The sequence below is a fragment of the Variovorax paradoxus genome (assembly GCA_016806145.1).
In the GTDB taxonomy this organism is placed as follows: Bacteria; Pseudomonadota; Gammaproteobacteria; order Burkholderiales; family Burkholderiaceae_C; genus Variovorax.
Map to the genome: position 1 here is coordinate 6,345,947 of CP063166.1, position 26,365 is coordinate 6,372,311.

The 26,365-nt window shown below is 68.5% G+C and carries 29 protein-coding genes and 1 tRNA gene; 16 read left to right on the forward strand and 14 right to left on the reverse strand.

Features of this window, described 5'->3' with window-relative positions:
* Window positions 1–59: 59 nt before the first annotated feature.
* Window positions 60–1,328, forward strand: coding sequence for a fumarylacetoacetase (gene fahA, locus INQ48_29655; protein ID QRF57409.1), 1,269 nt, complete (start codon window positions 60–62; stop codon window positions 1,326–1,328).
* A 36-nt stretch (window positions 1,329–1,364) separates the two neighbouring features.
* Here fahA and INQ48_29660 read toward each other — a convergent pair whose 3' ends face one another.
* The 3 genes from INQ48_29660 to INQ48_29670 are packed head-to-tail and all read right to left on the reverse strand — an operon-like array spanning window position 1,365 to window position 4,298.
* Window positions 1,365–2,459, reverse strand: a complete 1,095-nt coding sequence (locus INQ48_29660) for a hypothetical protein (GenBank protein ID QRF57410.1) — start codon at window positions 2,457–2,459, stop codon at window positions 1,365–1,367.
* Between the two features lie 5 nt (window positions 2,460–2,464).
* Window positions 2,465–3,451, reverse strand: a complete 987-nt coding sequence (locus INQ48_29665; protein ID QRF57411.1) for a tripartite tricarboxylate transporter substrate binding protein — start codon at window positions 3,449–3,451, stop codon at window positions 2,465–2,467.
* Window positions 3,452–3,494: 43 nt separating this feature from the next.
* Window positions 3,495–4,298 (reverse strand): igiC, encoded by an 804-nt coding sequence (locus tag INQ48_29670; protein ID QRF57412.1) that lies wholly within the window; start codon window positions 4,296–4,298, stop codon window positions 3,495–3,497.
* A gap of 179 nt (window positions 4,299–4,477) precedes the next feature.
* Here INQ48_29670 and INQ48_29675 point away from each other — a divergent pair, with 179 nt between their 5' ends.
* The 6 genes from INQ48_29675 to INQ48_29700 all read left to right on the forward strand — a co-directional run bounded on the left by INQ48_29675 (window position 4,478) and on the right by INQ48_29700 (window position 9,359).
* Window positions 4,478–5,173, forward strand: a complete 696-nt coding sequence (locus INQ48_29675) for a GntR family transcriptional regulator (protein QRF57413.1) — start codon at window positions 4,478–4,480, stop codon at window positions 5,171–5,173.
* Between the two features lie 236 nt (window positions 5,174–5,409).
* Complete coding sequence (locus INQ48_29680) at window positions 5,410–6,153, forward strand: hypothetical protein (GenBank protein QRF57414.1); 744 nt, start codon at window positions 5,410–5,412, stop codon at window positions 6,151–6,153.
* A gap of 119 nt (window positions 6,154–6,272) precedes the next feature.
* Window positions 6,273–6,662, forward strand: a complete 390-nt coding sequence (locus INQ48_29685) for a hypothetical protein (protein QRF57415.1) — start codon at window positions 6,273–6,275, stop codon at window positions 6,660–6,662.
* Window positions 6,663–6,837: 175 nt separating this feature from the next.
* Window positions 6,838–7,860 carry a thiamine pyrophosphate-dependent dehydrogenase E1 component subunit alpha gene (locus tag INQ48_29690; protein QRF57416.1) on the forward strand — a complete coding sequence of 341 codons (1,023 nt, stop codon included), beginning with the start codon at window positions 6,838–6,840 and terminating at the stop codon, window positions 7,858–7,860.
* Entirely contained in the window at window positions 7,851–8,831 is a 981-nt protein-coding gene (locus INQ48_29695; protein QRF57417.1) for an alpha-ketoacid dehydrogenase subunit beta, read from the forward strand. The genes INQ48_29690 and INQ48_29695 overlap by 10 nt, the downstream gene beginning before the upstream one ends.
* Before the next feature lie 18 nt (window positions 8,832–8,849).
* The gene (locus tag INQ48_29700; GenBank protein ID QRF57418.1) at window positions 8,850–9,359 is read left to right on the forward strand and encodes a MarR family transcriptional regulator; all 510 of its coding nucleotides are present in this window, start codon (window positions 8,850–8,852) and stop codon (window positions 9,357–9,359) included.
* On the opposite strand, the gene INQ48_29705 is transcribed toward INQ48_29700, so the two are convergent.
* Window positions 9,287–9,967 (reverse strand): AhpC/TSA family protein, encoded by a 681-nt coding sequence (locus INQ48_29705; GenBank protein QRF57419.1) that lies wholly within the window; start codon window positions 9,965–9,967, stop codon window positions 9,287–9,289. The two genes, INQ48_29700 and INQ48_29705, sit on opposite strands and share 73 nt — an antisense overlap.
* A 135-nt stretch (window positions 9,968–10,102) precedes the next feature.
* Between INQ48_29705 and INQ48_29710 the strand changes: the two genes are divergently transcribed.
* Complete coding sequence (locus tag INQ48_29710; protein ID QRF57420.1) at window positions 10,103–11,002, forward strand: LysR family transcriptional regulator; 900 nt, start codon at window positions 10,103–10,105, stop codon at window positions 11,000–11,002.
* A 21-nt stretch (window positions 11,003–11,023) separates the two neighbouring features.
* On the opposite strand, the gene INQ48_29715 is transcribed toward INQ48_29710, so the two are convergent.
* On the reverse strand, window positions 11,024–11,797 hold the full coding sequence (locus tag INQ48_29715; protein QRF57421.1) for an SDR family oxidoreductase: 774 nt from the start codon (window positions 11,795–11,797) through the stop codon (window positions 11,024–11,026).
* 111 nt (window positions 11,798–11,908) lie between these two features.
* On the opposite strand from INQ48_29715, the gene INQ48_29720 reads away from it, so the two are divergent.
* Together INQ48_29720 and INQ48_29725 are read left to right on the forward strand one after the other, a co-directional pair.
* A complete protein-coding gene (locus INQ48_29720; GenBank protein QRF57422.1) occupies window positions 11,909–12,847 on the forward strand; it encodes a LysR family transcriptional regulator in 939 nt (312 codons plus the stop codon).
* Window positions 12,848–12,970: 123 nt separating this feature from the next.
* Complete coding sequence (locus INQ48_29725; GenBank protein ID QRF57423.1) at window positions 12,971–13,993, forward strand: tripartite tricarboxylate transporter substrate binding protein; 1,023 nt, start codon at window positions 12,971–12,973, stop codon at window positions 13,991–13,993.
* Window positions 13,994–14,084: 91 nt separating this feature from the next.
* Here INQ48_29725 and INQ48_29730 read toward each other — a convergent pair whose 3' ends face one another.
* A complete protein-coding gene (locus tag INQ48_29730) occupies window positions 14,085–14,408 on the reverse strand; it encodes a DUF1840 domain-containing protein (GenBank protein QRF57424.1) in 324 nt (107 codons plus the stop codon).
* 13 nt (window positions 14,409–14,421) lie between these two features.
* Window positions 14,422–15,693 (reverse strand): class I SAM-dependent methyltransferase, encoded by a 1,272-nt coding sequence (locus tag INQ48_29735; protein QRF57425.1) that lies wholly within the window; start codon window positions 15,691–15,693, stop codon window positions 14,422–14,424.
* 160 nt (window positions 15,694–15,853) lie between these two features.
* Between INQ48_29735 and INQ48_29740 the strand changes: the two genes are divergently transcribed.
* Genes INQ48_29740 through INQ48_29765 form a run of 6 tightly spaced genes read left to right on the forward strand, consistent with a single transcriptional unit; the run spans window position 15,854 to window position 22,812 of the window.
* On the forward strand, window positions 15,854–18,229 hold the full coding sequence (locus tag INQ48_29740) for a bifunctional salicylyl-CoA 5-hydroxylase/oxidoreductase (GenBank protein QRF57426.1): 2,376 nt from the start codon (window positions 15,854–15,856) through the stop codon (window positions 18,227–18,229).
* A gap of 16 nt (window positions 18,230–18,245) precedes the next feature.
* On the forward strand, window positions 18,246–18,725 hold the full coding sequence (locus INQ48_29745) for a MarR family transcriptional regulator (protein QRF57427.1): 480 nt from the start codon (window positions 18,246–18,248) through the stop codon (window positions 18,723–18,725).
* Window positions 18,722–19,576, forward strand: a complete 855-nt coding sequence (locus tag INQ48_29750) for an enoyl-CoA hydratase family protein (GenBank protein ID QRF57428.1) — start codon at window positions 18,722–18,724, stop codon at window positions 19,574–19,576. The genes INQ48_29745 and INQ48_29750 overlap by 4 nt, the downstream gene beginning before the upstream one ends.
* A 4-nt stretch (window positions 19,577–19,580) precedes the next feature.
* Window positions 19,581–20,771: an acyl-CoA dehydrogenase family protein gene (locus tag INQ48_29755; GenBank protein ID QRF57429.1), complete on the forward strand. Its 1,191-nt coding sequence runs from the start codon at window positions 19,581–19,583 to the stop codon at window positions 20,769–20,771.
* Window positions 20,768–22,420: an AMP-binding protein gene (locus tag INQ48_29760; protein ID QRF57430.1), complete on the forward strand. Its 1,653-nt coding sequence runs from the start codon at window positions 20,768–20,770 to the stop codon at window positions 22,418–22,420. The genes INQ48_29755 and INQ48_29760 overlap by 4 nt, the downstream gene beginning before the upstream one ends.
* Window positions 22,414–22,812 carry a RidA family protein gene (locus INQ48_29765; protein QRF60951.1) on the forward strand — a complete coding sequence of 133 codons (399 nt, stop codon included), beginning with the start codon at window positions 22,414–22,416 and terminating at the stop codon, window positions 22,810–22,812. The genes INQ48_29760 and INQ48_29765 overlap by 7 nt, the downstream gene beginning before the upstream one ends.
* Before the next feature lie 145 nt (window positions 22,813–22,957).
* Here the strand turns inward: INQ48_29765 and INQ48_29770 are convergent.
* The 7 genes from INQ48_29770 to rpmJ form a co-directional block, all read right to left on the reverse strand.
* Window positions 22,958–23,034 (reverse strand) — tRNA-Met (locus INQ48_29770).
* Between the two features lie 21 nt (window positions 23,035–23,055).
* Window positions 23,056–23,457 carry a 50S ribosomal protein L17 gene (gene rplQ / locus INQ48_29775; GenBank protein QRF57431.1) on the reverse strand — a complete coding sequence of 134 codons (402 nt, stop codon included), beginning with the start codon at window positions 23,455–23,457 and terminating at the stop codon, window positions 23,056–23,058.
* Between the two features lie 87 nt (window positions 23,458–23,544).
* Window positions 23,545–24,534 carry a DNA-directed RNA polymerase subunit alpha gene (rpoA, locus tag INQ48_29780; GenBank protein QRF57432.1) on the reverse strand — a complete coding sequence of 330 codons (990 nt, stop codon included), beginning with the start codon at window positions 24,532–24,534 and terminating at the stop codon, window positions 23,545–23,547.
* 145 nt (window positions 24,535–24,679) lie between these two features.
* Complete coding sequence (gene rpsD / locus INQ48_29785; GenBank protein ID QRF57433.1) at window positions 24,680–25,303, reverse strand: 30S ribosomal protein S4; 624 nt, start codon at window positions 25,301–25,303, stop codon at window positions 24,680–24,682.
* Between the two features lie 130 nt (window positions 25,304–25,433).
* A complete protein-coding gene (rpsK, locus tag INQ48_29790; GenBank protein QRF57434.1) occupies window positions 25,434–25,838 on the reverse strand; it encodes a 30S ribosomal protein S11 in 405 nt (134 codons plus the stop codon).
* Window positions 25,839–25,851: 13 nt separating this feature from the next.
* Complete coding sequence (gene rpsM, locus INQ48_29795) at window positions 25,852–26,217, reverse strand: 30S ribosomal protein S13 (GenBank protein ID QRF57435.1); 366 nt, start codon at window positions 26,215–26,217, stop codon at window positions 25,852–25,854.
* A gap of 23 nt (window positions 26,218–26,240) precedes the next feature.
* A complete protein-coding gene (gene rpmJ, locus INQ48_29800) occupies window positions 26,241–26,354 on the reverse strand; it encodes a 50S ribosomal protein L36 (protein ID QRF57436.1) in 114 nt (37 codons plus the stop codon).
* Window positions 26,355–26,365 lie beyond the last annotated feature (11 nt).

Sequence of the window (26,365 nt, forward strand, 5' to 3'; positions counted from 1 at the left end):
ACAAGCTCAGCCCGAACGGTCCGGGACGATAGAACCGAATACAGAACCGAAGGACATCCATGACCACCGCACTGAACGCCACCCACGACCCGAAGCTGCGCAGCTGGGTCGCCTCGGCCAATGAAGCCGGCAGCGACTTCCCGATCCAGAACCTGCCCTTCGGCCGCTTCCGCGCCGCCGGCAGCACCGAGGCCTTCCGCATCGGCGTCGCCATCGGCGACCAGGTGCTCGACCTGCGCGCCGCGGGCCTCGTCGACAGCGACGACATGAACGCGCTGATGGCCGTCGGTACCCAGGAGCGCCAGGCGCTGCGCGCCGCGCTCTCCGCCGGCCTCGCCGAAGGCAGCGACAAGCAGGCCGCCTGGTCGAAGGCGCTCATCGCGCAGGCCCAGGCCGAGATGACCGTGCCCTGCCGCATCGGCGACTACACCGACTTCTACACCGGCATCCACCACGCGACCACGATCGGCAAGCTGTTCCGTCCCGACCAGCCGCTGATGCCCAACTACAAGTGGGTGCCGATCGGCTACCACGGCCGCGCCTCGTCGATCGGCGTGAGCGGCCAGGTCTTCAAGCGCCCGCAGGGCCAGACCAAGGCACCCGATGCCGCCGAGCCCAGCTTCGGCCCGTCCAAGCGCCTCGACTACGAACTCGAGCTCGGCTTCCTCATCGGCCGCGGCAATGCGCTCGGCGAGCCGATCGCCATCGGCGAGGCCGAGGAGCACCTGTTCGGCGTGACCCTGCTCAACGACTGGTCGGCACGCGACCTGCAGGCCTGGGAGTACCAGCCGCTCGGCCCCTTCCTCTCGAAGAACTTCGCGAGCACGCTGTCGCCGTGGATCGTGACCATGGAAGCGCTCGCGCCCTTCCGCGCGAAGTTCGAGCGGCCCGAGGGCGATCCGCAACCGCTGCCCTATCTCGATGCCCCCTCGAACCGCGAAGCCGGTGCGCTCGACATCACGCTCGAGGTGCTGCTGCAGACCGCGAAGATGCGCGAAGCCGGCGAAGCGCCGGTGCGCCTCACGCTCGGCAACACCACCGAGGCCGCCTACTGGACCGCGGCGCAGCTGGTGACGCACCACACGGTGAACGGCTGCAACCTGCAACCCGGCGACCTGCTGGGCTCGGGCACGCTCTCGGGCCCGAAGCCCGACCAGGCCGGTTCGCTGATCGAGCTCACGCTCGGCGGCAAGCAGGCCGTGACCTTGCCCAACGGCGAGAAGCGCGTCTTCCTCGAGAACGGCGACACGCTGGTGATCCGCGGCTGGTGCGAGCGCGCGGGCGCGGTGCGTATCGGGCTCGGCGAGGTCCGCGGCACGGTGGTCTGACGCCACCGGCGTTGCGCATGCGCAAGGGCGTGGCCCTCAACGCACCCTGAACACGGCCTGGTCGGCCTGCAGGCTATAGGGCGCGACGCGCGCCTTGTACGCCAGCAGGCTCTGGATCACGCGGCGCGCATCGGCATCGGCGCGCGCGCTGGCATCGAGCTCCACGCGCGTGGCCTCGCGCAGGGCCTCGACGACGGCCGGCGGCAGCGCCTCGATGCGCGTGCCGCGCGCCTCGAGTTCGCGCATCGCCACCGCGTTGCGGTCGTTGGCGCGCGCGATCGAGCGCAGCGCCGCGGCCTGCGCCGACTGCCGCACGATCTGCTGCAGGTCGGCCGGCAGCGCGAGGAACTTCGCGCGGCCGATGAACAGGTGCATCGCCACGTCGGGCTCGTGCCAGGGCGCGACATAGTGCGGCGCATAGCGCGCGAGCGGCAGCGTCGCGTCGATCGCGGGGCCGACCACGTCGGCCGCGTCGATGCGGCCCTCGGCGAAGGCCGGCACGATCTGCCCCAGCGGCAGGTTCACCGGCACCGCGCCCACGCGCGCCAGCACGCGGCCCGGAAAGCCCGCGATGCGCACGCGCACGCCGCGCAGGTCCTCGGGCGTGCGCAACGGCTTCGCGAACCAGCCGCCCATCTGGATGCCGGTGTGGCCCGCCATCAGCGGCAGCACGTCCAGCGGCGCCAGCACCGCCTCGAACAGCGCCTGGCCACCGCCCTCGTTGAGCCAGCCCTCCTGCTCGACCGGCAAGAGGCCGAAGGGCACGGCGGTGAAGAAGTCGATCGCGGGCACCTCGGCGGCGTAGTACTGCGCGGTCGTGTGCACGAGGTCGAACTCGCCGCCGCGCAGCGCCTGCAGCAGGCCCGCGGGCTTGCCATGGCGCGCGGGGTCGATGGTCTCGATGCGCAGGCGCCCGCCCGAGGCGGCGTTCACGGTGTCGGCGAAGTCGAGCGCGGCTTCGTGCAGCAGCGGCAGGCTGGTGGGCCACGAGGTGCCCATGCGCCACACGATGGGCTGCGTGCCCGGTGGCGCGGCGGCGGGTGCGGCGCAGCCGGCGAGCGATAGGGCGAACACGAACGGCAGCAGGAGCGCGGCCAGGCCGCGGCGCAGGAGAGCGAAGTTCCCGGGCATGGCCGTCACTCCGCCACGATGTGCTTGTCCGCGGCCAGCTTGCTCCAGCGCGCGATCTCGGCCTTCAGGTAGTCCTGCGCCTGGGCCGGCGTGCCGCCCGCGACGTCGGTGCCCAGCGCCGCGAGCTTGTCGCGCACCTCGGGCGACTGCAGCGTGCGGTTCATCGCATCGGCGAGCGCATCGACCACCGGCTTGGGCAGTCCGGCCGGGCCCATCAGCATGTACCAGGCGCCGATCTCGTAGTCGGGCACGCCGGCCTCGATCACCGTCGGTACCTCGGGCAGGCTGGCCGCGCGCTGGCGAGAGGTGACCGCGAGCGCGCGCAGCTTGCCGGCCTTCACCTGCTGCAGCACGGTGGGCACGGTGTCGAAGTTCACGTCGACCTGGCCCGCGATCAGGTCGGCCAGCGCCGCGCCGCTGCCCTTGTAGGGCACGTGCGTCATGGTGGTCCGCGTGGCCTGCTGGAACAGCTCGGCCGCGAAGTGCTGCTGCGTGCCCGCGCCCGAGGAGGCGTAGTTGACGCCACCCGGCTTGGTCTTCGCGAAGGCGATGAATTCCTGCAGCGTCTTCACGGGCAGGCTCGCGGGCACGGTCACCACCTGCGGCACGCTGCCGATCAGCGTGATGGCGGTGAAGTCGCGCGCCGCCGCGTAGGGCAGCTTCGGCATGATCGCCGGCACCATCGCGTTCGAGCTCACGTGGCCCAGCAGCAGCGTGTAGCCGTCGGGCCGCGCGCGCGCCGCGGCGGCGGTCGCGATGGTGCCGCTGGCGCCGGCGCGGTTCTCGACGATCACCGGCTGCTTCAGCAGCTCGGACAAGCGCGGCGCGACCTGGCGCGCGATCAGGTCGGTGCCGCCGCCGGGCGCGAAGCCCACCAGCAGCGTGACCGGCTTGGCCGGCCAGTGCTCCTGGGCCGCCGCGGGCAGCGGCCCGAGCAGCGCCCAGGCAGCGAGCGCGGCGCAGGCCGCGCGCATGCGTTGTCTCGTCGTCATGCTTGTCTCCTTCGTTCTGTGCGTCTGTGCGCGCGCGCCGGACTCAGTGGAATTCCGTCAGGCTGCCGAAGCCCGGGAACTGGTCTTTGATGCCCATCCTGCGCAGCGCCGACCAATAGATCACCGGGCCCGAGGCGAAGACCGGCTTCCTGAGCCACTTCTCGGCATCGTTGGCCACGCGCGCATAGGCCAGGTTGGTGCCCAGCTGCAGGATCGCGTCGGGCTTGGCGGCCTCGCAGCGCAGGGTGGCCTCGGCGAGCTGCTCGTAGGTCTGCGAGGCGACGTGGATGATGCTCTTGCACTTGAGCCCCTCGACGTGCACCACCTCGAAGCCGCGCGACGTGAAATAGCTGATGGCGTTGGTCTCGATCACCGGGTAGTAGGGCGTGAGCAGCGCGATGCGCTTCGCGCCGCAGAGCTTGAAGGCCTGCTCGGCCGACTGCGCGCCCATGGTCACCGGCACGCCCGAGAGCTTCTCGAGGTGCTCGAGCAGCGCGAAGCTGCCCTTCTCGCCGCCCATGTAGCTCTGCGAGGACATGCCGAGCACGAGGTGGTCGATCAGCGCTTCCTTGAGGCGGCGCACCGAGTCGTCGAGGTTGGCCGTGACGTTGCGCATGATCACCGACCAGTCCTCGTCCTGCGCGATCTTCTGGTTCGGCACGTAGTAGCGGTCGATGGCGTTGATCACGCCGCGCGGGCGCATGTCCATCATCTCGTTCTCGACGTTCACGTTCGGTCCCGGCGTCATCACGCCGATCACGCCGCGCGGGCCGAGGGCGTTGGTGTAGCGGTCGGTGTCGTGGGTCGAGCCTGCGATTTCGACGATGCCTTGCTGGAATGCATTCATAAATTGCCTTTTGAAGCTGGATTGGGGGAGTTTCGGGGGTTCAAGTGCTGCAAATGAATGCGTTCAATGTAGCGGAGGCCAGCCGACTCGGTCAACACTTTGAATTCAAATACTCGGAATTTCTCGCCTCCGAGGGCTTCAACCGGCCATTTCATCGAAAAATGAATTCATAATTGCCCATGGCCAAAGAATTCGTTCACAACGACCTGCTCGGAAACCTGCGCGAGGTGTTCGTGCAGGGCGAGTTCCCGCCGGGCAGCAAGGTGCCCGAAGCCCTGCTGTGCGAGCGCTTCGGCATCTCGCGCACGCCGCTGCGCGAGGCGCTCAAGGTGCTGGCCGCCGAGGGCCACGTCGAGCTGCTGCCCAACCGCGGCGCGCGCGTGCGCGAGCTGTCGCTCGAGGAGGTGGAGGGGCTGTTCGCGGTGGCCGGCGCGCTCGAGGCGCTGGCCGGCGAGCAGGCGGCCGCGCGCGTCACCGACGCGCAGCTCGCGGAGATCACCGCGCTGCACGAGCGCATGCGCGGTGCCTTCGCCGCGCGCGACATGGCGAGCTACTACGCGCTGAACCGCGGCATCCACGAGACCATCGTGCAGGCCACGCGCAACCCGGTGCTGCTCGACCAGTACGCGCTGATCAACGCGCGCATCCGGCGCATCCGCTTCAACTCGCCGATGACGCCCGAGATCTGGTCGCGCGCGATGGCGGAACACGAGGGCATGCTGAACGCGCTGGCGCGGCGCGACGCGGCCTCGCTGTCGGGCATCCTCAAGACCCACCTGAAGCACAAGTGCGAGGCGATCCTCGAGGGGATGAAGGCCACGGCCGATGCGGCCGCGGCGCAGGCCACGGGCTCGCAGCGGCGCAAGGCGGGCTGAGCGGGGCGCTACGGTCATTCCATCCAGGGCATCGCGAGACGCACAGGAAAAGGTCTCGCGATCTCGGGTCAGGCGGCCGATTCACGACGACGAGTTCGACTCATTGCTCCTATCGAGTGCCCAGCGCGAAGACTCGATACGCAATTCCATCTATTTCGATTCGCATCCCTGAGACCTCAGTGGATATTTTTCGAGTCTTGATTTCACACCACCGAGGGCACAAACTGCGTCGGCCAATGGGAATTGTTCTCATTGGGAAATCAAGGGGGTTTGCAATGAAATTATTAAAGATTCTTGCTGTATTTTTTGCCTTCTCAGGGATTTCGGCCAATTCTCAGGCCGCCTGCTTTTCATCTCTCGACGGGCCTTGCGGTCCCTGCATCGCCGGCGAACCTTCCGCGCGCAGGGATGGCCGAATCGCATGTTTTACTTGCGGAGGGGTTTGCATCCTGGTTCGGATGGCGACCGATCAAGTGATGCAGAACCCACGCCTCGACCCCTCCACGACGCGAACCGAGGGTGAGGTGGCCTATGTCGAATACAAGGAAAAAACAAGGATCGACCAAGGAATGCCATTCACTGATCGAAGCCACATTTATGCAATTGGCCAAGTCAACCCTCACGCCGCAATTGTCGTGGCCAACTTTCTTCCCGAATTTTCCAGGGAAACCCCTTTCATCAAAGGCGAAGCCTATTTCAACAGGATAGCGCTCGCCGGCGCGGTACACGCCTACCTCGAGCGAGACGTCGCCGACGAGAAATGGGATCAGGTTTCTCGACCCACGGCCGAGGGACAGTACGCGAAGACGGATTGGCGCGTTGAAAAAGATTCATCGGGAAGAATCAAAAACCTGCGAATCAAGACCTATCTCCAGGATAAAGCAGGAGCCACATTTGGCAGCATTTATCCCGACATCGTCATCGACGTGACGCCAGACAAGCCCTACAGGCTGGTTCGATGGAAGAGCGAACAGCAATGATCCGGCGAACTATTTTGGGTGTCTTGGGAGTTGCGGCCTTTTCAAGGCCCTCGATTTCCTCAATATCGCAACCATACGAGGGCGCAAGAGAAGTGGCGCAGAGATATTCAACCCACTTCATGAGACGCGACATTTCAACGATGGATGCTTCAATGAATCCAGTTTTTCGAGAGCTTCTAGCCGCAAAGGGATTGACCGGGCGCGAGTACCTCGAACGGCGCGACTCGGTCTATTTTTCGGAAGAAACCACCACCATTTCGGAAGACATCAGAGAAGTCGAATTGCTGGCATCCCCGAATTTGATCATCGCAATCGCTCCTCGAATTCGCCACATCGATTACGGGGTGCACGTTTCCGAAAGAAAAGGCATTTACCTGCTGATGAGCGAAGACGGCGCTCGACGATGGACCGTGTACGACAACGATTGCTCGCACGACGCCTTCCTGGAGCTGCTGCGCCCCGACGTTGACTGGGCTCCCGTGGTGACGAAGTACACGGAGCTTCCGTAGACGGTCGCGCCTTTCAGGCTGGGCACTTTCCGAGTTCGGCGTCCTTGGGACCCGCTTGCTCGCGGAGAACGCATCCCCGGGGACCGCGGTCCCCGGGGAAAGCCCCCTGCCCCCAGTCCGTCACGCTTGATACGATTTTTCCGCAAACGCCCATTCCACAGGCGTCGGAGACAAGATGGACCTGGACATCCCCAGCGGCGCCGCCGAGGCGCTGTACCGCACCATGGTGCGCATCCGCGCGTTCGAGAACGCGGCCGAGACGGCCAGCCAGGGCGGCGTGAGCGCCTATGGGCAGCAGGCCGGCGGCGCGGCCAAGGTGCGCGGGCCGCTGCACCTGTCGACCGGGCAGGAGGCGGTGCCGGCCGGCGTCTGCGCGCACCTGCGCACGAGCGACTACCTCACGTCCACCCACCGCGGCCACGGCCACACGCTGGCCAAGGGCGCCGACCTCGCACGCATGATGTGCGAGCTGTTCGGCAAGGCCACGGGCTTCAACGGCGGCAAGGGCGGCTCGATGCACATCGCCGATTTCTCGGTCGGCATGCTGGGCGCCAACGGCGTGGTGGCGGCCGGGCTGCCGATCGCGGTGGGCGCGGCGCATGCGCAGAAGGTGCTGGGCCAGGGCGACGCGCTCACGGTCTGCTTCTTCGGCGACGGCGCGATCAACCGCGGCCCCTTCCTCGAGGCGCTGAACTGGGCCCGCGTGTACGAGCTGCCGGTGCTGTTCGTCTGCGAGGACAACCGCTGGAGCGCGACCACCGCGAGCGGCCCGATGACCGCGGGCGAAGGTGCCTCGGCGCGTGCCGAAGCGCTGGGCATCGCGGCCACGCAGGTCGACGGCAACGACGTGTTCGCGGTGCACGCGGCCGCGGCGCGGCTGGTGGCCGAGGTGCGCGGCGGCGGCGGACCGCGGCTGCTGCATGCGCTGACCTACCGCGTGAAGGGCCACGTGTCGGTCGACCTCGCGGCCTACCGCGATCCGGCCGAGCTGGCGGCGGCGCTCGAGACCGATCCGCTGGCCCGCGCGCGCGGCCGGCTGCTGGAAGCCGGGCTCGAGGCGGCGGCGCTCGACGCGATCGAGAACGCGGCCACGGCCGAGGTCGAAGCCGCCCTGGCCACCGCCGACGCGGCGCCCTGGCCCGAGGCCGGCGCGGCCTTCACCGACGTGCAGACCACGGGAGCCGGGCAATGGCACTGAATGCAGCGAACACCGTGGAAGAACTCAGCTATGCCGAAGCCGCCGTGCGCGCCATCGCGCGCGAGATGGAAGCCGATGCGCGCGTGGTCGTGCTCGGCGAGGACGTGGGCCGCGGCGGCATCTTCGGCCAGTACAAGGGGCTGCAGCAGCGCTTCGGCGAGCGGCGCGTGATCGACACGCCGATCAGCGAGGCCGCGATCATGGGCGCGGGCGTGGGCATGGCGCTCGCGGGTCTGCGGCCGGTGGTCGAGATGCGCGTGGTCGACTTCGCGCTGTGCGGCATGGACGAGCTGGTGAACCAGGCCGCCAAGAACCGCTTCATGTTCGGTGGCCAGGGCCGCGTGCCGCTGGTGGCGCGCATGCCGGGCGGCATCTGGGACGCCTCGGCGGCGCAGCATTCGCAGTCGCTCGAGGCCTGGTTCGCGCACCTGCCGGGCGTGGTGGTGGTGAGCCCGTCGACGCCGCAGGACAACCATTCGCTGCTGCGCGCGGCGCTGCAGTGCGGCGACCCGGTGGTCTACATCGAGCACAAGACGCTGTGGGGCGCGCGCGGCCCGGTCGACGAGACGCTGGCGGTGCCGCTGGGCAAGGCGGCGCGCCTGCGTCAGGGCGACGCGCTCACGCTCGTGAGCTGGAGCCGGCAGGCGCAGGTCTGCGCCGAGGCCTGCGAGCGGCTCGCGGCCGAGGGCATCGCGGTCGACCTGATCGACCTGCGCACGCTCTGGCCCTGGGACCGCGAGACGGTGTTCGAATCGTGCGCGCGCACCGGCCGGCTGCTGGTGGCGCACGAGGCGGTGCAGGCCGCGGGCTTCGGCGCCGAGATCGCGGCCAGCGCGGCCGAGGCCACCGGCTGCCGCATCGCGCGGCTCGGCGCGCCGCGCATCCCGGTCGGCTATGCGCCGGTGCTCGAGGCGCAGTCGCGCGTGGGCGTGGACGCCATCGTCGCGGCGGCGAAGAAGCTGGCGGGCTGACACGCGCCCCGCGCACCGATGGACCCGCTGTTCTTCAAGCTGGTGCGCGTGGTCAACCTCACGGCGCGGCCCTTCCACGAACGCGTGGGCCGCGAGCACCAGCTCACGCTCAACGAGTGGCGCACGATGGCGGTGCTGGGCGCGCAGCCCGGGCTCACCGCCTCGCAGGTGGCCGACCAGACCGGCCTCGACAAGATGGCGGTGAGCCGCGCGCTGGCCGGCCTCAAGCGCCACCGGCGCGTGCAATGCCGCGAGGATCCGACAGACCAGCGCAGGAGCCGGCTGCACCTCACGGCCGCTGGCAAGGCGCTGCACGCAACGGTGAGCGAACTGGGCCGCGAGCGCGAGGCCGCGCTGTTCGCGGGCGTGAGCGCCGACGAGCTCGCGCGGCTGGGCACCACGCTCGACCGGCTGATCGCCTCGGTGGGCGGCGATGCCGAAATTCAGGCCCAGGCTCATGCGCCGGCGGTCGCGCGCAGCCGCTCGAGCACCGGCAGCAGCTCCGAGGGATCGGGCCGCTGCGTGTAGTCGGGATTGACCTCGGCATAGACGATGGTGCCGTCGCGCGCGATCACGTAGCGCGCCGGCATCGGCAGGGTCCAGCTCGGCTCGCCATTGACCACCGCGAGGTCGTTCCTGAACACGTCGCGGTAGAGGTCCCGCAGGTAGCCCGGAAGCTCGAAGCGCAGGCCGAAGGCGGCGGCCACGGCATTGCCGGTGTCCGACAGGATCGGAAAGGCGAGCTTGTTGTCGCGCGCCGACTTGCGGCTGTTCGAGGGCGTCTGCGGCGACACCGCCACCAGTTGCGCGCCGAGCGCCTGCAGGCCCGGCAGCGCTTCCTGCAGCGCCTGCAGGTCCAGGTTGCAGTACGGGCACCAGACGCCGCGGTAGAAGGTCAGCACCAGCGGGCCGCGGGCCAGCAGCTCCTGCGACGACCAGGCGCGGCCGTCGGCGTCGTGCAGCGTGAAGGCCGGGGCGCGATCGCCGGCGCGCAGCGCGCGGTCGGCGGCGCCCGAGGCGATCAGCTCGTCGGTGGCGCGGTGCATGGGTTCGTGGATGAAGGCGGGCGCGTTCCACGGCGGGCCGCCGGCTTCGAAGTTGGCGCGGAAGGCGGCGAGTTTCTCGGGCAGTGACATGGCGATTTCTCCAGGGTGGTTTGCGGGGGTTGGGGCACCGGCGGTGCCGTGCCGTCACTGTCTTTGATTCGCCGATCGGCCGGTAGCCGGCGCGCACGACTAAGATCCATTCGCCATGCAAATCAATCAGGAACGATGAGCGACCGGCTGCTCGCCCTGCGGCTGTTCACGCGCGTCGCGCACGCGGGCAGCTTCTCGCGCGCGGGGCGCGAGTTCGGGCTCTCGCAGCCCTCGGCCTCGCGCGTGATCGCGACGCTCGAGAAGGAGGTCGGCGCGGCGCTGCTGACGCGCACCACGCGCGCCGTGACGCTGACCGAGGCCGGCGCCGACTACCTCGCGCGCATCGAGCCGATCCTGGCCGCGCTCGAGGAGGCCGACCATGCGGCGCGCGGCACCGGCGAGTTGCGCGGCGTGCTGCGCGTGGCGCTGTCCTCGAGCTTCGCGGTGCGCGAGGCGATCCCCGCGCTGCCGCCGTTCACGGCGCGGCATCCGGCGCTGCGCATCAAGCTGCTGATGCACGACCAGCTGCAGGACCTGGTGAGCGAGGGCGCGGACCTCGCGTTCCGCTTCGGCGCGCTGCCCGATTCCAGCGCCACCGCGCGCAGCCTGGGCCTGTTCGAGACCCTGCTGGTGGCCGCGCCCGGCTACCTGCACCGCGCCGGCACGCCGGCGCTGCCGGCCGACCTCGCGGCGCACGCGGTGGTGGCCGGCCCGAGCGGCGGTGCGTCATGGTCCTTCGAGCGCGGCGGCCGCCAGGTGTCGGTGCGCATCGCGGGCGCGCTGCTCAGCAGCACGATGAACGAGGGCTCGATCGCCGCGGCCGTGGCGGGCCTGGGCATCACGCACACCAGCGAGCTGGGCTGCGGCGCCGAGCTGGCGAGCGGCGCGCTGGTGCGGGTGCTCGCGGACTGGCGCATGGCGCCGGTGGAGCTGCATGCGGTGTTTCCGGCCGGGCGCGCCGCGAAGCCGTCGGCGCGCGCGCTGGCCGAGCACGTGGCCGCGGCGCTGGCGGCGCGGGCGGTGCCCGGCCGCTGAACCGCGCGCTGAATCGCGCGCTCAGGCCGCGAAGCCGCCGTCGATGTTGAGCCCGGCGCCGGTCACGAACGCGGCCTCGGGGCTCGCGAGGTAGGCCACCATGCCCGCGATCTCGTCGGCGTGGCCGTGGCGGTCGAGCGCCATGAAGCTGTGCATGGTCGCGGCCATGGGGCCGTTGGCCGGGTTCATGTCGGTGTCGACCGGGCCGGGCTGCACGTTGTTGACCGTGATGCCGCGCGGGCCGAGGTCGCGCGCCAGGCCCTGCACCAGGCCCGTGAGCGCCGACTTGCTCATGGCGTAGATGCTGCCGCCCGCGAAGGGCATGCGCTCGGCGTTGGTGCTGCCGATGTTGACGATGCGCCCGCCGCTGCCCATGTGCGCCAGCGCGGCCTGGATGGCGACGAACACGGCGCGCACGTTGACGGCGATGGTGCGGTCGAAATCGGCCAGCGTGAGCTGGTCGACCGGGCCCAGGTGCAGCACGCCGGCGCTGTTGACCAGGATGTCGATGCGGCCGCCGAAGTGGCGCGCCGCCTGGTCGATGCCGGCCTTGAGCGCCTCGGCATCGGCGCTGTCGATCTTCAGCGCGAGCGCGCGGCCGCCTTCGGCCTCGAGGCTGCGCGCGAGTTCCTCGGCGACGGCCTGCGAGCTGCTGTAGCTGAAGGCCACGGCGGCGCCGTCGCGCGCCAGGCGGCGCACGATGGCCGCGCCGATGCCGCGCGAGCCGCCGGTGACGAAGGCGACCTTGCCGGCGAGGACGGGGGTCGGGGAGGAGGAGGAGGTGGTGGTGGTCATGGTTTTTCCTGGGTGAGTGGGTTGGAAGGCCTCCAGTCTCTGCCTTCGATTGCCTTTGCGGTAGCCATCAATCGGTCCCATCAAATTCAACCGTTGGTTGAAAATAGAACGATGGAACCGCTCAACCATCTCGCGTCCTTCGTGCAGAGCGCCGAGGGCGGCAGCTTCTCGGCCGCCGCGCGCCGCCTCGGGCTCACGCCGGCCGCGGTCAGCAAGAACGTGGCGCGGCTGGAGGCGCGGCTCGGCGTGCGGCTGTTCCAGCGCAGCACGCGCCGGCTCACGCTGACCGAGGGCGGCGAGCGTTTCCTGGCGCAGATCGGCGGCGCGCTCGCGACCCTGCAGGACGCGGTGGCCGGCATCGACAAGGACGACGGCCAGCCCTCGGGCACGCTCAAGGTCAGCATGGGCCAGGCCTTCGGCCGCACCCACGTGCTGCCGATGATGGGCGACTTCCTCGCGCGCTATCCGGCGATCGTGCCGGACTGGCATTTCGACAACCTGCAGGCCGACCTCGTCGGCGAGGGCTTCGACGCGGCGATCGGCGGCGGCTTCGAGCTGTCGGCCGGGCTGGTGGCGCGCGAACTGGCGCGCATCCACGTGGTGGCGGTGGCAGCGCCGGCCTACATGGCGCAGCGCGCGATGCCGCGCAATCCGTCGGAGCTGGCGGCGCTCGACGCGCTGGTGCGCCGCTCCTCGCCCACGGGCCGGCTGCGCAGTTGGACCTTGCGGCATGCGCGAGGCGCGGCGAAGGAAGCGGAGGTCACGGTCGAGCTGCCGCGCCCGCGCGCGATCTTCAACGACCCCGAGGCCATCGCGCAGGCCGCGCTGATGGGACTGGGCGTGGCGATGCTGCCGATGCCCTTCGTGGAACAAGGACTGCGCGACGGCAGCCTGCTGCGGCTGCTGCCCGAATGGCACCACGACGCGGGCGCGGTCTGGCTCTACTACCCGAGCAAGAAGCTGCTGCCGCCGAAGACGCGGGCCTTCGTCGACTTCGTGCTCGAGCGCTTCCGCGAGGAGCGGTTCGCGCAGCGCATGCAGGTGGGCTGAGCGCCGCGCCGGGCCGCCCCAAGCAAGCTCGCACCGCAGTGCGGAGCACGAAGGTGCTCCAATGAACCACGCCCGGGGTTTTCACCCGCGACGGCCGCGGCACGCGCCTGTACAAAGGCGCGCATGACTTCTTCCCCTCTCCACTTCCCGTCCCGGCGCGCGCTGCTCGCCGCCTCGGTCGCCGCCGCCGCAACGCTGCTCGCCGCCCCCTCGTGGGCACAGGGCACCTGGCCCACCAAGCCGGTGCGCATCGTCGTGCCCTTCGCCGCGGGCGGCACCACCGACATCCTCGCGCGCGCGGTCGCGCCCGAACTCTCGAAGGCCTTCGGCCAGCAGTTCATCGTCGACAACCGCGCGGGCGCCGGCGGCAACGTGGGCGCGGAGATCGTCGCGCGCGCGCCGAACGACGGCTACACGCTGCTGATGGGCACGGTGGGCACGCACGGCATCAACCGCGCGCTCTATCCGAAGCTGCCCTTCGATCCGATCAAGGACTTCGCGCCGATCACCATGGTGGCCGCGGTGCCGAACGTGATGGAGATGAACGCCGAGAAGGCCAAGACGCTCGGCATCCACAACGTGCAGGACTTCATCAAGTACAGCAAGGCCAACCCCGGCAAGTTCAACATGGCCTCGAGCGGCAGCGGCACCTCGATCCATCTCGCGGGCGAGCTGTTCAAGAGCATGACGGGCACTTTCATGGCCCACATCCCCTACAAGGGCTCGGGCCCGGCCCTGCTCGACATGGTGGCCGGCAACGCCGACGTGATGTTCGACAACCTGCCCTCGTCGATGGCGCAGATCAAGGCCGGCAAGCTCACGGCACTGGCCGTGACCAGCGCGCAGCGTTCGCCCGCGCTGCCCGACGTGCCGACGGTGGAAGAGGCCGGCGGCCCGACGCTCAAGGGCTTCGAGGCCAGCTCGTGGTTCGGTCTGCTGGCGCCGGCGGGCACCTCGCCCGAGATCGTCAACCGCATCCAGCAGGAAGTCGCCAAGTCGCTCGGCACGGCGGCGATCAAGGAGAAGATGCTGGCGCAGGGCGCGATCCCGAGCGGCAACACGCCGGCCGACTTCACGAAGCTCATCGCGAGCGAGCACGTGAAGTGGGCGAAGGTGGTGAAGGAGTCGGGCGCGAAGGTGGACTGAGGGAGTCCGGCCCGAGTGAAGATTCAGCGCCCGTCCGTCGCGGACTGGCGCCGGACACCGGCCGCCGCGCGGCCGGTTGTCCGACCCGGACTCAGGTGGTCCAGGTCACGTCCTTGTTTTCGGCCAGCGATTCCTTGAGCATGTGCAGCAGCGGCGTAGCGCGCTGGTGCAGCGCCACATGCTGTTTTTCGGCGTCGTGGTTGTGGTCCTCGACGGCGAATTCGTCATGGTTGTGGGTGTTGGCTTTTTCGCGTGCGAGCGCGGCCTCGATGGCCGAGATCGCCCCGGGAATCTGCTCGACCGTGATGATTCCTTGCGCGGAAGGCGACTTGCCGACGATGTCGAACAACTGGCGCGCGTGCGTCTCGAGCATCACGAAATCCGACGAGGCCCTGGACTGGAAACGATAGAGCATGGGGGTGTCCCTTTCACTTGTAGAGATGATCACGCGTGAAAGGGTACACCGATTGCGCACCGCGCAAGTTGCCGTGATCGACCTTGCCGTCGGGCTTGGTCGAGACCATCTGGTACAGGCCGATCCAGCCCTGCTCGAAGCTCATGGCCGAGCCCGCGAGGTAGAGCCGGTAGGCGCGCAGGATGCGCTCGGCGTTGGCGTGCTGGCGCTCGCTGCCGCCGTTGCGCAGCACGGCGCGCGCGGTCTCGAGCTGCGCCTCGAGCGCGTCGGACCAGGCCCACAAGGTGCGGGCATAGTGCGGCCGCAGGCTCTCGACGTCGACGATCTCCAGGCCGGCCGCCGCGGTCTCGCGCAGCACGTGCGTGACGTGCAGCAGCTCGCCGCCCGGGAAGATGTACTTCTCAATGAAGTCGCCCATGCCGTTGCCGAGCTGGCGGTAGTTGAGCTGGCCCGAGGTGATGCCGTGGTTCATCAGCAGGCCGCCGGGCGCCAGCAATGAATGGATCTTGGCGAAGTAGGTCGGCATGTTGGCCGCGCCCACGTGCTCGAACATGCCCACCGAGGAGATCTTGTCGAACGGCCGCTCCACCGACAGCTCGCGGTAGTCGCGCAGCTCGACGCGCACGCGGCCCGTGAGGCCCTTCTCCTCGATCAGCCGCTGCACGTGCGCATGCTGGTTGCGCGACAGCGTGATGCCGGTGGCGTCGACGCCGTAGTGCTCGGCGGCCCACAGCAGCAGGCCGCCCCAGCCCGAGCCGACGTCGAGGTAGCGCTCGCCGGGCTTGAGCATCAGCTTGCGGCAGATGTGGTCGAGCTTGGCTTCCTGCGCCTGCGCCAGCGTGAGGTCGGGCGTCGCGTAGTAGGCGCACGAGTAGACGCGGCGCGGGTCGAGCCACAGTGCGTAGAAGTCGTCGGAGACGTCGTAGTGGAACTCGATCTGGGCGGCGTCCTTGCGCAGCGAGTGCGAGCCGCGGGACTTGGCCAGGTGCTGCAGGCGGCTCCACCATCCGGTGTCGGTCTCGGCCGGGTTGCCGGGCAGCAGGCCGACGGCGGCATCGATCAGGTCGCGCATGGCGCCCTCGATCTGCACCTTGCCCTCCACGTAGGCCTCGCCGATCGCGCCCACCTGTCGGGCCGCGAGCTTGGCCAGTGCCGACCACTCCGAAAAAGCCAGCGTGACACGCGAACCGGCTGCGGCAACCCGTCGCCCATCGGGCAGTTCCAGTGCCACGGGCACGGGTAGCGAAGCCAGCTGCGACTCGATCTTGGGTATCAAGCTTTGCATGGGCCGCATGGTATTGATTTTTCGATCTTCTTGCATGCCGTTGCATCGAGCGGCCCGGATCGCGTCGCGGGGACGGCGGCCGGCGCCGGCAGCGGTCGGCCCGATGTGCTGCGGGTAAATCCGTTTGACACCAGATTGTTTATGTCTAAACTATTCAACCATGAACAGCATCGCCCACGCCCCGTCCATGGACCTCCAACGCATCCTGTGCATCGGCGGCGGGCCCGCCGGCCTGTATTTCGCGCTGCTGATGAAGGCGCGCAACCCGGCCCTCAAGATCACGGTGGTGGAGCGCAACCGGCCCTTCGACACCTTCGGCTGGGGCGTGGTGCTCAGCGACCAGACGCTCGCCAACCTGCGCGCGGCCGACCCCGAATCGGCCGCGCTGATCGGCGACGACTTCCACCACTGGGACGACATCCAGGTCTTCTTCAAGGGCCGCCAGGTGCGCTCGGGCGGCCATGGCTTCTGCGGCATCGGCCGCAAGCGGCTGCTCAACATCCTGCAGGAGCGCTGCCTCGCGCTCGGCGTGGAGCTGGTGTTCGAGACCGACGTGACCGACGACCAGGCGCTGGCCGCGAAGTACGAGGCCGACCTGGTGATCGCGAGCGACGGCCTCAACAGCCGCATCCGCCAGCGCTATGCCGACGTGTTCCAGCCCGACATCGACCTGCGCCAGTGCCGCTTCGTCTGGCTCGGCACGCACCAGACCTTCGACGCCTTCACCTTCGCCTTCGAACAGACCGAGCACGGCTGGTTCCAGGCCCACGCCTACCAGTTCGACAAGGACACCTCGACCTTCATCGTCGAGACGCCCGAAGCCGTGTGGCAGGCCCATGGCCTCGACAAGATGGAGCAGCCCGAGGCGATCGCCTTCTGCGAGAAGCTGTTCGCCAAGTACCTCGACGGCCACACGCTGATCAGCAACGCCACGCACCTGCGCGGCTCGGCCAACTGGATCCGCTTCCCGCGCGTGGTGTGCGAGCACTGGACGCACCGCGTCGACGTCGGCGGCCGCTCGGTGCCCGTGGTGCTGATGGGCGACGCCGCGCACACGGCGCACTTCTCGATCGGCTCGGGCACCAAGCTCGCGCTCGAGGACGCGATCGACCTGGCCAACGAATTCGCCGCCGGTGGCAGCACCGACCAGGTGCTCGAGCAGTACGAGGCGCGCCGCAGCGTCGAGGTGCTCAAGATCCAGAACGCCGCGCGCAACTCCACCGAATGGTTCGAGAACGTGCCGCGCTACACCGGCATGGAGATCGAGCAGTTCGCCTATTCGCTGCTCACGCGCTCGCAGCGCATCAGCCACGAGAACCTGCGGCTGCGCGACACCAAGTGGCTCGGCGGCTACGAGCAGTGGCTGGCCGGCGGCAAGGCCGTCGCGCCGATGCTGATGCCGCTCAAGGTGCGCGGCCTCGAGCTCAAGAACCGCATCCTGGTGTCGCCGATGGCGACCTACAGCGCGGTCGACGGCGTGCCGCAGGACTTCCTGCTGGTGCACCTGGGCGCGCGCGCGCTCGGCGGCGCGGCGATGGTGTTCGTCGAGATGACCAGCCCCACGCCCGAAGGCCGCATCACGCCCGGCTGCACCGGCCTCTACAACGACGAGCAGCAGGCCGCGTTCAAGCGCATCGTCGACTTCGTGCACGCGCAGTCGAGCGCGAAGATCGCGATGCAGCTCGGCCACAGCGGTCCCAAGGGCTCGACGCAGGTGGGCTGGGAAGGCACCGACGAGCCGCTGCCCAGCGGCAACTGGCCGCTGCTGGCCGCCAGCGCGCTGCCCTACGGCGAGCAGAACCAGCTGCCCGCCGCGATCACGCGCGCCGAGATGGACACGCTGCGCGATCAGTTCGTGGCATCGACGCGCCGCACGGCCGAGGCCGGCTTCGACTGGCTCGAGCTGCACTGCGCGCACGGCTACCTGCTGTCGGCCTTCATCAGCCCGCTGACCAACCTGCGCGAGGACGAGTACGGCGGCAGCCTCGAGAACCGCTGCCGCTATCCACTCGAGGTGTTCCGCGCGATGCGCGCCGCCTGGCCGGCCGACAGGCCGATGAGCGTGCGCATCTCGGCCCACGACTGGGCACCGGGCGGCAACACCGATGCCGACGCGGTGGCGATCGCGCGCTTCTTCAAGGACGCGGGCGCCGACTTCATCGACGTGTCCTCGGGCCAGACCACGCGCGCCGCCAAGCCGGTCTACGGCCGCATGTACCAGACGCCGTTCGCCGACCGCATCCGCAACGAGGTCGGCATCTCGACCATCGCGGTGGGCGCGATCACCGAGGCCGACCAGGCCAACAGCATCATCGCGGCCGGTCGCGCCGACCTCTGCGCGATCGCGCGGCCGCACCTGGCCGACCCGGCCTGGACGCTGCACGAGGCCGCCAAGCTGCAGAGCCGCGCCGTCGAATGGCCGAAGCAGTACCTGAGCGGGCGCGACCAGATGTACCGCGAGATCGCCAAGCAGCAGCAGATGGCGGCAGCAGCCACCGCGGCGATGGCCGCGGCGCAGAGCGAAGAAACGCACTGATCGCCGGCGGCACCCCATGGACCTCGAAGCCCGCGCCCACGCCGAGCATCCCGAAGCGCTGCGGCTGTGGCTGCGCCTGCTGACCTGCACGCAGCTGATCGAGAAGGAAGTGCGCAACGGGCTGCGCGCGCAGTTCACCACCACGCTGCCGCGCTTCGACCTGATGTCGCAGCTCGAGCGCTCGCCCGAGGGGCTGAAGATGAACGAGCTGTCGCGCCGGATGATGGTGACCGGCGGCAACGTCACCGGCATCACCGACCAGCTCGTGACCGAGGGCCTGGTCGAGCGCGTCGACGTCGAGGGCGATCGCCGCGCCTGGCGCGTGCGGCTCACGCCGCGCGGCCGCAAGCTGTTCCACGAGATGGCGCAGCAGCACGAGGACTGGATCGTCGGGGCCTTCGCGGGCCTCACGGGCAAGGAGATCGCGCAGCTGCACAAGCTGCTCGGCAAGGTCAAGCAACACTCACAGAGCCAGACACTGGCGGAGGCCGAATGAAGCACTACATCGGCGCGGGCAATCCCATGCACGCGCAATTCGAAGCGAAGGCGGCCTATGCCGCGAAGCACTTCGCCTGGCACTACGACAACGGCGTGGGCACCATCACGCTGAACCGCCCCGAGCGCAAGAACCCGCTGACCTTCGACTCGTACGCCGAGCTGCGCGACCTGTTCCGCGCGCTCAACTACGCGAGCGACGTGAAGGTGATCGTGGTCACGGGCGCGGGCGGCAACTTCTGCTCGGGCGGCGACGTGCACGAGATCATCGGCCCGCTGACCGGCATGCGCATGCCCGAGCTGCTCGAGTTCACGCGCATGACCGGCGACCTGGTGAAGGCGATCCGCGCCTGCCCGCAGCCGATCGTCGGCGCCATCGACGGCGTGTGCGCCGGCGCCGGCGCGATGATCGCGCTGGCCTGCGACCTGCGCTACGGCTCGCCCGCCACGCGCACCGCCTTCCTGTTCACGCGCGTCGGCCTGGCCGGCGCGGACATGGGCGCCTGCGCGCTGCTGCCGCGCGTGATCGGCCAGGGCCGTGCTTCCGAGCTGCTGTTCACGGGCCGCGCGATGACCGCGCAGGAAGGCCATGCCTGGGGCTTCTTCAACGCGCTGCACGAGAGCGACGCGCTGCTCGAGGCCGCGACCAAGATGGCACGCGAGCTGGCCGAGGGCCCGAGCTTCGCGCACGGCATGACCAAGACCATGCTGGCGCAGGAATGGTCGATGACCATCGACCAGGCGATCGAGGCCGAGGCGCAGGCGCAGGCGATCTGCATGCAGACCGAGGACTTCCGCCGCGCCTACGAGGCCTTCGCGGCCAAGCGCAAGCCGGTGTTCGGCGGGGACTGAGGCCATGGCGAAGATCCCGGCTCCTCCTTCCACCGCGCACCTGGCGCTGCCTTTCTTCGACGAGGCGCACCGCACGCTCGCGAGCGACCTGCTGCCCTGGTGCGCCGCGCAGGAGGTCGACGAACGCGACGACCGCGCGGCCTGCCGCGAATGGGTGCGCCGCCTCGGCGACGGCGGCTGGCTGCGCTACGCGGTGCCCGGCAGCGCCGGCGGCGCGCTCGAGCGCCTCGATTCGCGCGCGCTGGTGCTGCTGCGCGAAACCCTCGGCTACCACTCGCCGCTGGCCGATTTCGCCTTCGCGATGCAGGGCCTGGGCAGCGGCGCGATCACGCTCGCGGGCACGCCCGAGCAGCAGTCGCGCTACCTCGGCGCGGTCGGCAAGGGCGAGAAGATCGCGGCCTTCGCGCTGAGCGAGCCCGAGGCAGGCTCGGACGTGGCCGCCATGGCCATGCGCGCCGAGCCCACGGCCGACGGCTGGCGCCTCGATGGCAGCAAGACCTGGATCAGCAACGGCGGCATCGCCGACTTCTACTGCGTGTTCGCCAAGACCGATCCCGCGGGCGGCACGCGCGGCATCACGGTGTTCATCGTCGATGCGAGCACGCCCGGCCTCGACACCTCCGAGCACATCGACGTGATGGCGCCGCATCCGCTGGCCACCCTGCGCTTCGACGACTGCGTGGTGCCGCGGGACGCGCAGCTCGGCGAACTCAACGGCGGCTTCAAGCTCGCGATGCGCACGCTCGACATCTTCCGCGCCTCGGTGGCCGGTGCCGCGCTCGGCATGGGCCGGCGCGCGCTGGCCGAGGCGATCTCGCATGCGAAGAACCGCCGCATGTTCGGCCAGACGCTGGCCGACTTCCAGCTCACGCAGGCCAAGCTCGGCGAGATGGCGGCGCTGATCGACGGCGCGGCGCTGCTGACCTACCGCGCGGCCTGGATGCGCGACGAGGCCGAGCAGCGCGGCGGCGCGCCGGTGGGCGACGTGTCGGCCGCGGCCGCGATGGCCAAGATGGCCGCGACCGAGAACGCCAGCCGCGTGATCGACATGGCGCTGCAGATGCATGGCGGCCTCGGCGTCAAGGTCGGCACCAAGATCGAGGCCCTCTACCGCGACATCCGTTCGCTGCGCATCTACGAGGGCGCGACGGAAGTGCAGCAACTGATCATCGGCAAATCCGTACTGCGGGGATGAACACCGTGACCGCTCCATCCGCCCAAGTCGACCGCTTCGTGCACGACCGGCTGCCGCCCGCGGCGCAGCTGCCGGTCTTTCGCTACGACCGGCCCGAACTGCAACTGCCCGACCGGCTCAACCTGGTCGAGGAACTGCTCGACAAGGCGCCCGCCAAGGGCTTCGGCGACCGGCCGCTGCTGCGCTCGCCGCAGGGCACGCTCAGCTATTCGCAGGCCGCCATCGAGGTCAACCGCATCGCACAGGTGCTGACCGAGGACCTGGGCCTGGTGCCCGGCAACCGCGTGCTGCTGCGCGGCGGCAACTCGGTGGCGATGGCGCTGGCCTGGCTCGCGGTGGTGAAGGCGGGACTGATCGCCGTCGCAACCATGCCGCTGCTGCGCGCCAAGGAGCTCGGCGACATCATCGAGAAGTCGCAGCCGGTGGCCGCGCTGTGCGACGGCCGCCTGCTCGACGAGCTGGTGGCCGCGCAGCAGGCGCACCCGGTGCTCGCCGACATCGTCGCCTTCAACCGGCCCGATGCGCCCGATTCGCTGTCGACACGTGCGGCCGCCAAGAGCGGCATCTTCGAGGCCTGCCCCACGGCGGCCGACGACATCGCGCTCTTGGCCTTCACCTCGGGCACCACGGGCAAGCCGAAGGCGCCCGTGACCACGCATCGCGACGTGCTCGCGATGTGCGAGACCTGGCCGCGCCACGTGCTGCGGGCGCGGCCCGACGACGTGGTGGTGGGCTCGCCGCCGCTGGCCTTCACCTTCGGGCTCGGCGGGCTGCTGGTGTTCCCGATGTACGCGGGCGCCTCGATCTACTTCCCCGACGCGCCCTTCACGCCCGAGGGCCTGGTGAAGCTGATCAACGAGGTCGGCGCGACCATCTGCTACACCGCGCCGACGTTCTACCGCCAGATGGCGCCGTTCGTGAAGCAGCACGGCGCGCCCACGCTGCGCATCAGCGTGAGCGCGGGCGAGGCCCTGCCCGATGCCACGCGCCAGCTCTGGAAGGAGGCCACCGGCCTCGAGATGCTCGACGGCATCGGCGGCACCGAGGTGTTCCACATCTACATCTCGGCCGCGGGCGACGAGGTGCGCCGCGGCGCCGTCGGCAAGGCCGTGCCGGGCTTCATCGCCAAGGTGGTCGATGCCGAGGGCAACGAGGTGCCGCGCGGCACGGTCGGCAAGCTGGCGCTGCAGGGCCCGGTGGGCTGCCGCTACCTCGACGACGCGCGGCAGGCCGACTACGTGAAGAACGGCTGGAACTATCCGGGCGATTCCTTCGTCCAGGACGACGACGGCTATTTCTTCTACCAGGCGCGCGCCGACGACATGATCATCACCGCCGGCTACAACGTCGGCGGCCCCGAGGTCGAGGATGCGCTGCTCAAGCATCCGGCCGTGGCCGAGTGCGGCGTGATCGGCAAGCCCGATGCCGACCGCGGCATGATCGTCAAGGCCTTCTGCGTGCTGAAGCCCGGACAGACCGGCGATGCCGGCCTCGTGAAGGCGCTGCAGGACCACGTGAAGGCCACGATCGCGCCGTTCAAGTACCCGCGCGAGATCGAGTTCGTGTCCGTGCTGCCACGCACCGAAACCGGCAAGCTGCAACGCTTCAAACTGAGACAAACCGAAGACAACAGGTCCACCACATCATGATCAAACTCTTGCAGCCTCCGGGCTGGTTGCCCCCCAAGGGCTATGCGAATGGCGTCGCCGCGCGCGGCACCATGGTGTTCGTCGGCGGACAGATCGGCTGGAATGCCCAGCAGCAGTTCGAGTCGGACGATTTCATCGACCAGTGCGGCCTGGCGCTGCGCAACATCGTCGAGGTGCTGCGCGAGGCCGGTGCCGGCCCCGAGCACATGGTGCGCATGACTTGGTACGTGGTCGACCGCGACGAGTACAGCCGCCGGCTCGCCGAGCTCGGCCCGGTGTACCGCGATGCGATGGGCCGCAACTTCCCGGCCATGACCTGCGTGCAGGTCGCGGCGCTGGTGGAGCCGCGCGCGAAGATCGAGATCGAGGTCACGGCGGTCGTGCCGGACTGACGAAGGCCCTTCGCCCCATCAACGACAAAGCCCTCTCGCGAGGGCTTTTTTTTGGGGCGCGCGCTTTGCGTTGTTGCAACGCGCTTGCGAATCCACGGCGGGAAAAGAAAAAGGGTCTTTCGTTTCCGAAAGACCCTTATCAATTTGGTTGCGCGAGCAAGATTTGAACTTGCGACCTTTGGGTTATGAGCCCAACGAGCTACCAGGCTGCTCCATCGCGCGGCAAGAGATAAATTATAGCACTTATTCCGCGGCGTTCTGCTCGGTGGCAGAAACTTCGCTCACTTCAGGGCGATCGACGAGTTCGACCAGCGCCATCGGCGCGTTGTCGCCCACGCGGAAACCCATCTTGAGGATGCGGGTGTAGCCACCGGGACGCGCGGCGAAGCGCGGGCCCAGTTCGCCGAACAGCTTGACGACGGAGTCGCGGCTGCGCAGGCGGTCGAAGGCCAGGCGCTTGTTGGCGACGGTGGGCTTCTTGGCGAGCGTGATCATCGGCTCGATGACGCGGCGCAGTTCCTTGGCCTTGGGGACCGTGGTCTTGATGACTTCGTGCTCGATGAGCGAGTTCATCATGTTCTGCAGCATCGCGAGGCGGTGCGAGCTGGTGCGGTTGAGTTTGCGGAGTCCGTGTCCGTGACGCATGGTGCTTTCCTTTGCTTTTTGAAGAACGGGCAGCCGTGTCAGGTACTGCCCGGTGCACTGGCCCTTTTCAGAGGGCCGTTAAAAAAATCAACGCTTGTCGAGGCCGGCCGGCGGCCAGCTTTCGAGCTTCATACCCAGGGTCAGGCCGCGCGAGGCGAGCACTTCCTTGATTTCGTTGAGCGACTTGCGCCCCAGGTTCGGGGTCTTGAGCAGCTCGTTCTCGGTACGCTGGATCAGGTCGCCGATGTAGTAGATGTTTTCGGCCTTCAGGCAGTTGGCCGAACGCACGGTGAGCTCGAGCTCGTCGACCGGGCGCAGCAGGATCGGGTCGAACTGCTGTGCGCTGCGCGGTGCCGGGGCATCGAACGCGGCCAGTTCGCCACCTTCGAGCTGCGCGAACACGGCGAGTTGCTCGACCAGGATCTTGGCCGAGGCGCGCACGGCGTCTTCGGCGGTGATCGCGCCGTTGGTCTCGATTTCGACCAGCAGCTTGTCGAGGTCGGTGCGCTGCTCGACGCGGGCGCTTTCGACGGTGTAGCTCACGCGCTTCACGGGCGAGAACGAAGCATCGAGAACGATGCGGCCGATCGACTTGGTCGGCTCGTCGGCATAGCGGCGCATCGTGCCGGGCACGTAGCCGCGGCCCTTCTCGACCTTGATCTGCATGTCGAGCTTGCCGCCTTGCGACAGGTGCGCGATCACGTGGTCGGGATTGATGATCTCGACGTCGTGCGGGGTCTGGATGTCCGATGCCAGGACCGGGCCTTCGCCGTCCTTGCGCAGGCTCAGCGTGACTTCATCGCGGTTGTGGAGCTTGAACACCACGCCCTTGAGGTTCAGCAGGATGTTGACGACGTCTTCCTGCACGCCATCGATCGACGAGTACTCGTGCAGAACGCCGGCGATCGTGACTTCGGTGGCCGAATAACCGACCATGGACGACAGCAGCACGCGACGCAGCGCGTTGCCGAGCGTGTGGCCGTAGCCGCGCTCGAAAGGCTCGAGCGTCACCTTGGCCTTGTTGGCCGCGAGTTGCTCGACCTGGATGGTCTTGGGTTTCAGCAGGGTGGTTTGCATGCAGACTTCCTCTCAATACCCCCGGCTCGTTACACCGGTAAGGCTGGTGAAGCGCCTGGCCCGCAGCGCGAGTGCGGCACGAACCAGGAACGTGAACAACAAAAACAGGACTCCCGCCGCCGCTTGCGCGGTGCGGGAGTGGAAATCAACGCGAATACAGTTCGACGATCAGCGATTCGTTGATGTCCGCAGCGAACTCGTCGCGATCCGGGACCTTCTTGAAGGTGCCTTCGGCCTTGTCGGCATTCACGTCGACCCAGCCGGGGATACCGACTTGCTGGGCGAGTTGCAGCGCTTCGACGATGCGGTTCTGCTTCTTCGACTTCTCGCGCACGGCGATCACGTCGCCGGTCTTGACCAGGTACGACGGGATGTTGACCGACTGGCCGTTCACCGTGATCGCCTTGTGCGACACGAGCTGACGCGCTTCGGCGCGGGTCGAGCCGAAGCCCATGCGGTAGACGACGTTGTCCAGGCGCGATTCGAGCAGGAACAGCAGGTTGGCGCCGGTGTTGCCACGGCGGCGATCGGCTTCCTCGAAGTAGCGGCGGAACTGCTTCTCGAGCACGCCGTACATGCGCTTGACCTTCTGCTTCTCACGCAGCTGCAGACCGTAGTCCGAGGTGCGCTGACCCGAGGTGCGGCCGTGCTGGCCGGGCTTGGAGTCGAACTTGGCCTTGTCCTGGATCGAGCGGCGGGCGCTCTTCAGGAACAGGTCGGTGCCTTCGCGGCGGGAAAGTTTGGCCTTGGGGCCGAGGTAGCGTGCCACGTCTTTTCCTTTGTTTGCTGCCGCAGTCGCCTGCGGGAGCCATCGACAAGATATTGCCGATGGCGGTGGGCTTAGTTAAAAAACAAATGCGCAGCCGCTTTGAAACGGCTGCGCCTGAGGGGGCTGACGATCAGATGCGACGACGCTTCTGGGGGCGGCAGCCGTTGTGCGGAACGGGCGTCACGTCGGCAATGGAATTGATCCGGATGCCGAGCGCAGCCAGTGCGCGCACCGACGATTCGCGACCGGGGCCGGGGCCCTTGATCTCGACGTCGAGGTTCTTGATGCCTTGTTCGACAGCAGCACGGCCGGCCACTTCCGAAGCGACCTGCGCAGCGAACGGGGTCGACTTGCGCGAGCCCTTGAAGCCCTGGCCACCCGACGAAGCCCACGACAGGGCGTTGCCCTGGCGATCGGTGATCGTGATGATGGTGTTGTTGAACGAGGCGTGCACGTGGGCGATGCCGTCCGCAACGTTCTTGCGAACCTTCTTGCGAACGCGCTGTGCGGCGTTGTTGGCAGGAGCTTTAGCCATGCTGTTTCAATCCTTACTTCTTCAGGGACTGCGCAGCCTTGCGCGGACCCTTGCGGGTGCGGGCATTGGTGCGCGTGCGCTGGCCGCGCATCGGCAGGCCGCGACGATGACGGAAGCCGCGGTAGCAGCCGATGTCCATCAAGCGCTTGATGTTCATCGTCGTCTCGCGGCGCAGGTCGCCTTCGATCGTGAACAAGGCGATCTGGTCGCGGATCTTCTCGAGATCGGCGTCGGTCAGATCCTTGATCTTCTTCGAATATTCGATGCCGCTCGCTTCGCAGATTTGACGGGCGCGGGTGCGACCGATACCGAAGATGGCGGTCAGGCCGATCTCAGCGTGCTTGTGCGGCGGAATGTTGATGCCAGCAATACGTGCCATGTGCGTCCTCTAATACTCTTTGATCAACCCTGGCGCTGCTTGTGGCGCGGGTCGGTACAGATCACGCGCACCACACCCTTGCGGCGGATGATCTTGCAATTACGGCAGATGGTTTTGACCGAAGCCGAAACTCTCATTTCACTCTCCT

Excerpts from the sequence above, each read along its gene's own strand:
- fahA (QRF57409.1), top strand. The coding sequence starts at position 60 with ATGACCACCGCACTGAACGCCACCCACGACCCGAAGCTGCGCAGCTGG.
- INQ48_29660 (QRF57410.1), bottom strand. The coding sequence starts at position 2,459 with ATGCCCGGGAACTTCGCTCTCCTGCGCCGCGGCCTGGCCGCGCTCCTG.
- INQ48_29665 (QRF57411.1), bottom strand. The coding sequence starts at position 3,451 with ATGACGACGAGACAACGCATGCGCGCGGCCTGCGCCGCGCTCGCTGCC.
- INQ48_29670 (QRF57412.1), bottom strand. The coding sequence starts at position 4,298 with ATGAATGCATTCCAGCAAGGCATCGTCGAAATCGCAGGCTCGACCCAC.
- INQ48_29675 (QRF57413.1), top strand. The coding sequence starts at position 4,478 with ATGGCCAAAGAATTCGTTCACAACGACCTGCTCGGAAACCTGCGCGAG.
- INQ48_29680 (QRF57414.1), top strand. The coding sequence starts at position 5,410 with ATGGGAATTGTTCTCATTGGGAAATCAAGGGGGTTTGCAATGAAATTA.
- INQ48_29685 (QRF57415.1), top strand. The coding sequence starts at position 6,273 with ATGAGACGCGACATTTCAACGATGGATGCTTCAATGAATCCAGTTTTT.
- INQ48_29690 (QRF57416.1), top strand. The coding sequence starts at position 6,838 with ATGGACCTGGACATCCCCAGCGGCGCCGCCGAGGCGCTGTACCGCACC.
- INQ48_29695 (QRF57417.1), top strand. The coding sequence starts at position 7,851 with ATGGCACTGAATGCAGCGAACACCGTGGAAGAACTCAGCTATGCCGAA.
- INQ48_29700 (QRF57418.1), top strand. The coding sequence starts at position 8,850 with ATGGACCCGCTGTTCTTCAAGCTGGTGCGCGTGGTCAACCTCACGGCG.
- INQ48_29705 (QRF57419.1), bottom strand. The coding sequence starts at position 9,967 with ATGTCACTGCCCGAGAAACTCGCCGCCTTCCGCGCCAACTTCGAAGCC.
- INQ48_29710 (QRF57420.1), top strand. The coding sequence starts at position 10,103 with ATGAGCGACCGGCTGCTCGCCCTGCGGCTGTTCACGCGCGTCGCGCAC.
- INQ48_29715 (QRF57421.1), bottom strand. The coding sequence starts at position 11,797 with ATGACCACCACCACCTCCTCCTCCTCCCCGACCCCCGTCCTCGCCGGC.
- INQ48_29720 (QRF57422.1), top strand. The coding sequence starts at position 11,909 with ATGGAACCGCTCAACCATCTCGCGTCCTTCGTGCAGAGCGCCGAGGGC.
- INQ48_29725 (QRF57423.1), top strand. The coding sequence starts at position 12,971 with ATGACTTCTTCCCCTCTCCACTTCCCGTCCCGGCGCGCGCTGCTCGCC.
- INQ48_29730 (QRF57424.1), bottom strand. The coding sequence starts at position 14,408 with ATGCTCTATCGTTTCCAGTCCAGGGCCTCGTCGGATTTCGTGATGCTC.
- INQ48_29735 (QRF57425.1), bottom strand. The coding sequence starts at position 15,693 with ATGCAAAGCTTGATACCCAAGATCGAGTCGCAGCTGGCTTCGCTACCC.
- INQ48_29740 (QRF57426.1), top strand. The coding sequence starts at position 15,854 with ATGAACAGCATCGCCCACGCCCCGTCCATGGACCTCCAACGCATCCTG.
- INQ48_29745 (QRF57427.1), top strand. The coding sequence starts at position 18,246 with ATGGACCTCGAAGCCCGCGCCCACGCCGAGCATCCCGAAGCGCTGCGG.
- INQ48_29750 (QRF57428.1), top strand. The coding sequence starts at position 18,722 with ATGAAGCACTACATCGGCGCGGGCAATCCCATGCACGCGCAATTCGAA.
- INQ48_29755 (QRF57429.1), top strand. The coding sequence starts at position 19,581 with ATGGCGAAGATCCCGGCTCCTCCTTCCACCGCGCACCTGGCGCTGCCT.
- INQ48_29760 (QRF57430.1), top strand. The coding sequence starts at position 20,768 with ATGAACACCGTGACCGCTCCATCCGCCCAAGTCGACCGCTTCGTGCAC.
- rplQ (QRF57431.1), bottom strand. The coding sequence starts at position 23,457 with ATGCGTCACGGACACGGACTCCGCAAACTCAACCGCACCAGCTCGCAC.
- rpoA (QRF57432.1), bottom strand. The coding sequence starts at position 24,534 with ATGCAAACCACCCTGCTGAAACCCAAGACCATCCAGGTCGAGCAACTC.
- rpsK (QRF57434.1), bottom strand. The coding sequence starts at position 25,838 with ATGGCTAAAGCTCCTGCCAACAACGCCGCACAGCGCGTTCGCAAGAAG.
- rpsM (QRF57435.1), bottom strand. The coding sequence starts at position 26,217 with ATGGCACGTATTGCTGGCATCAACATTCCGCCGCACAAGCACGCTGAG.
- rpmJ (QRF57436.1), bottom strand. The coding sequence starts at position 26,354 with ATGAGAGTTTCGGCTTCGGTCAAAACCATCTGCCGTAATTGCAAGATC.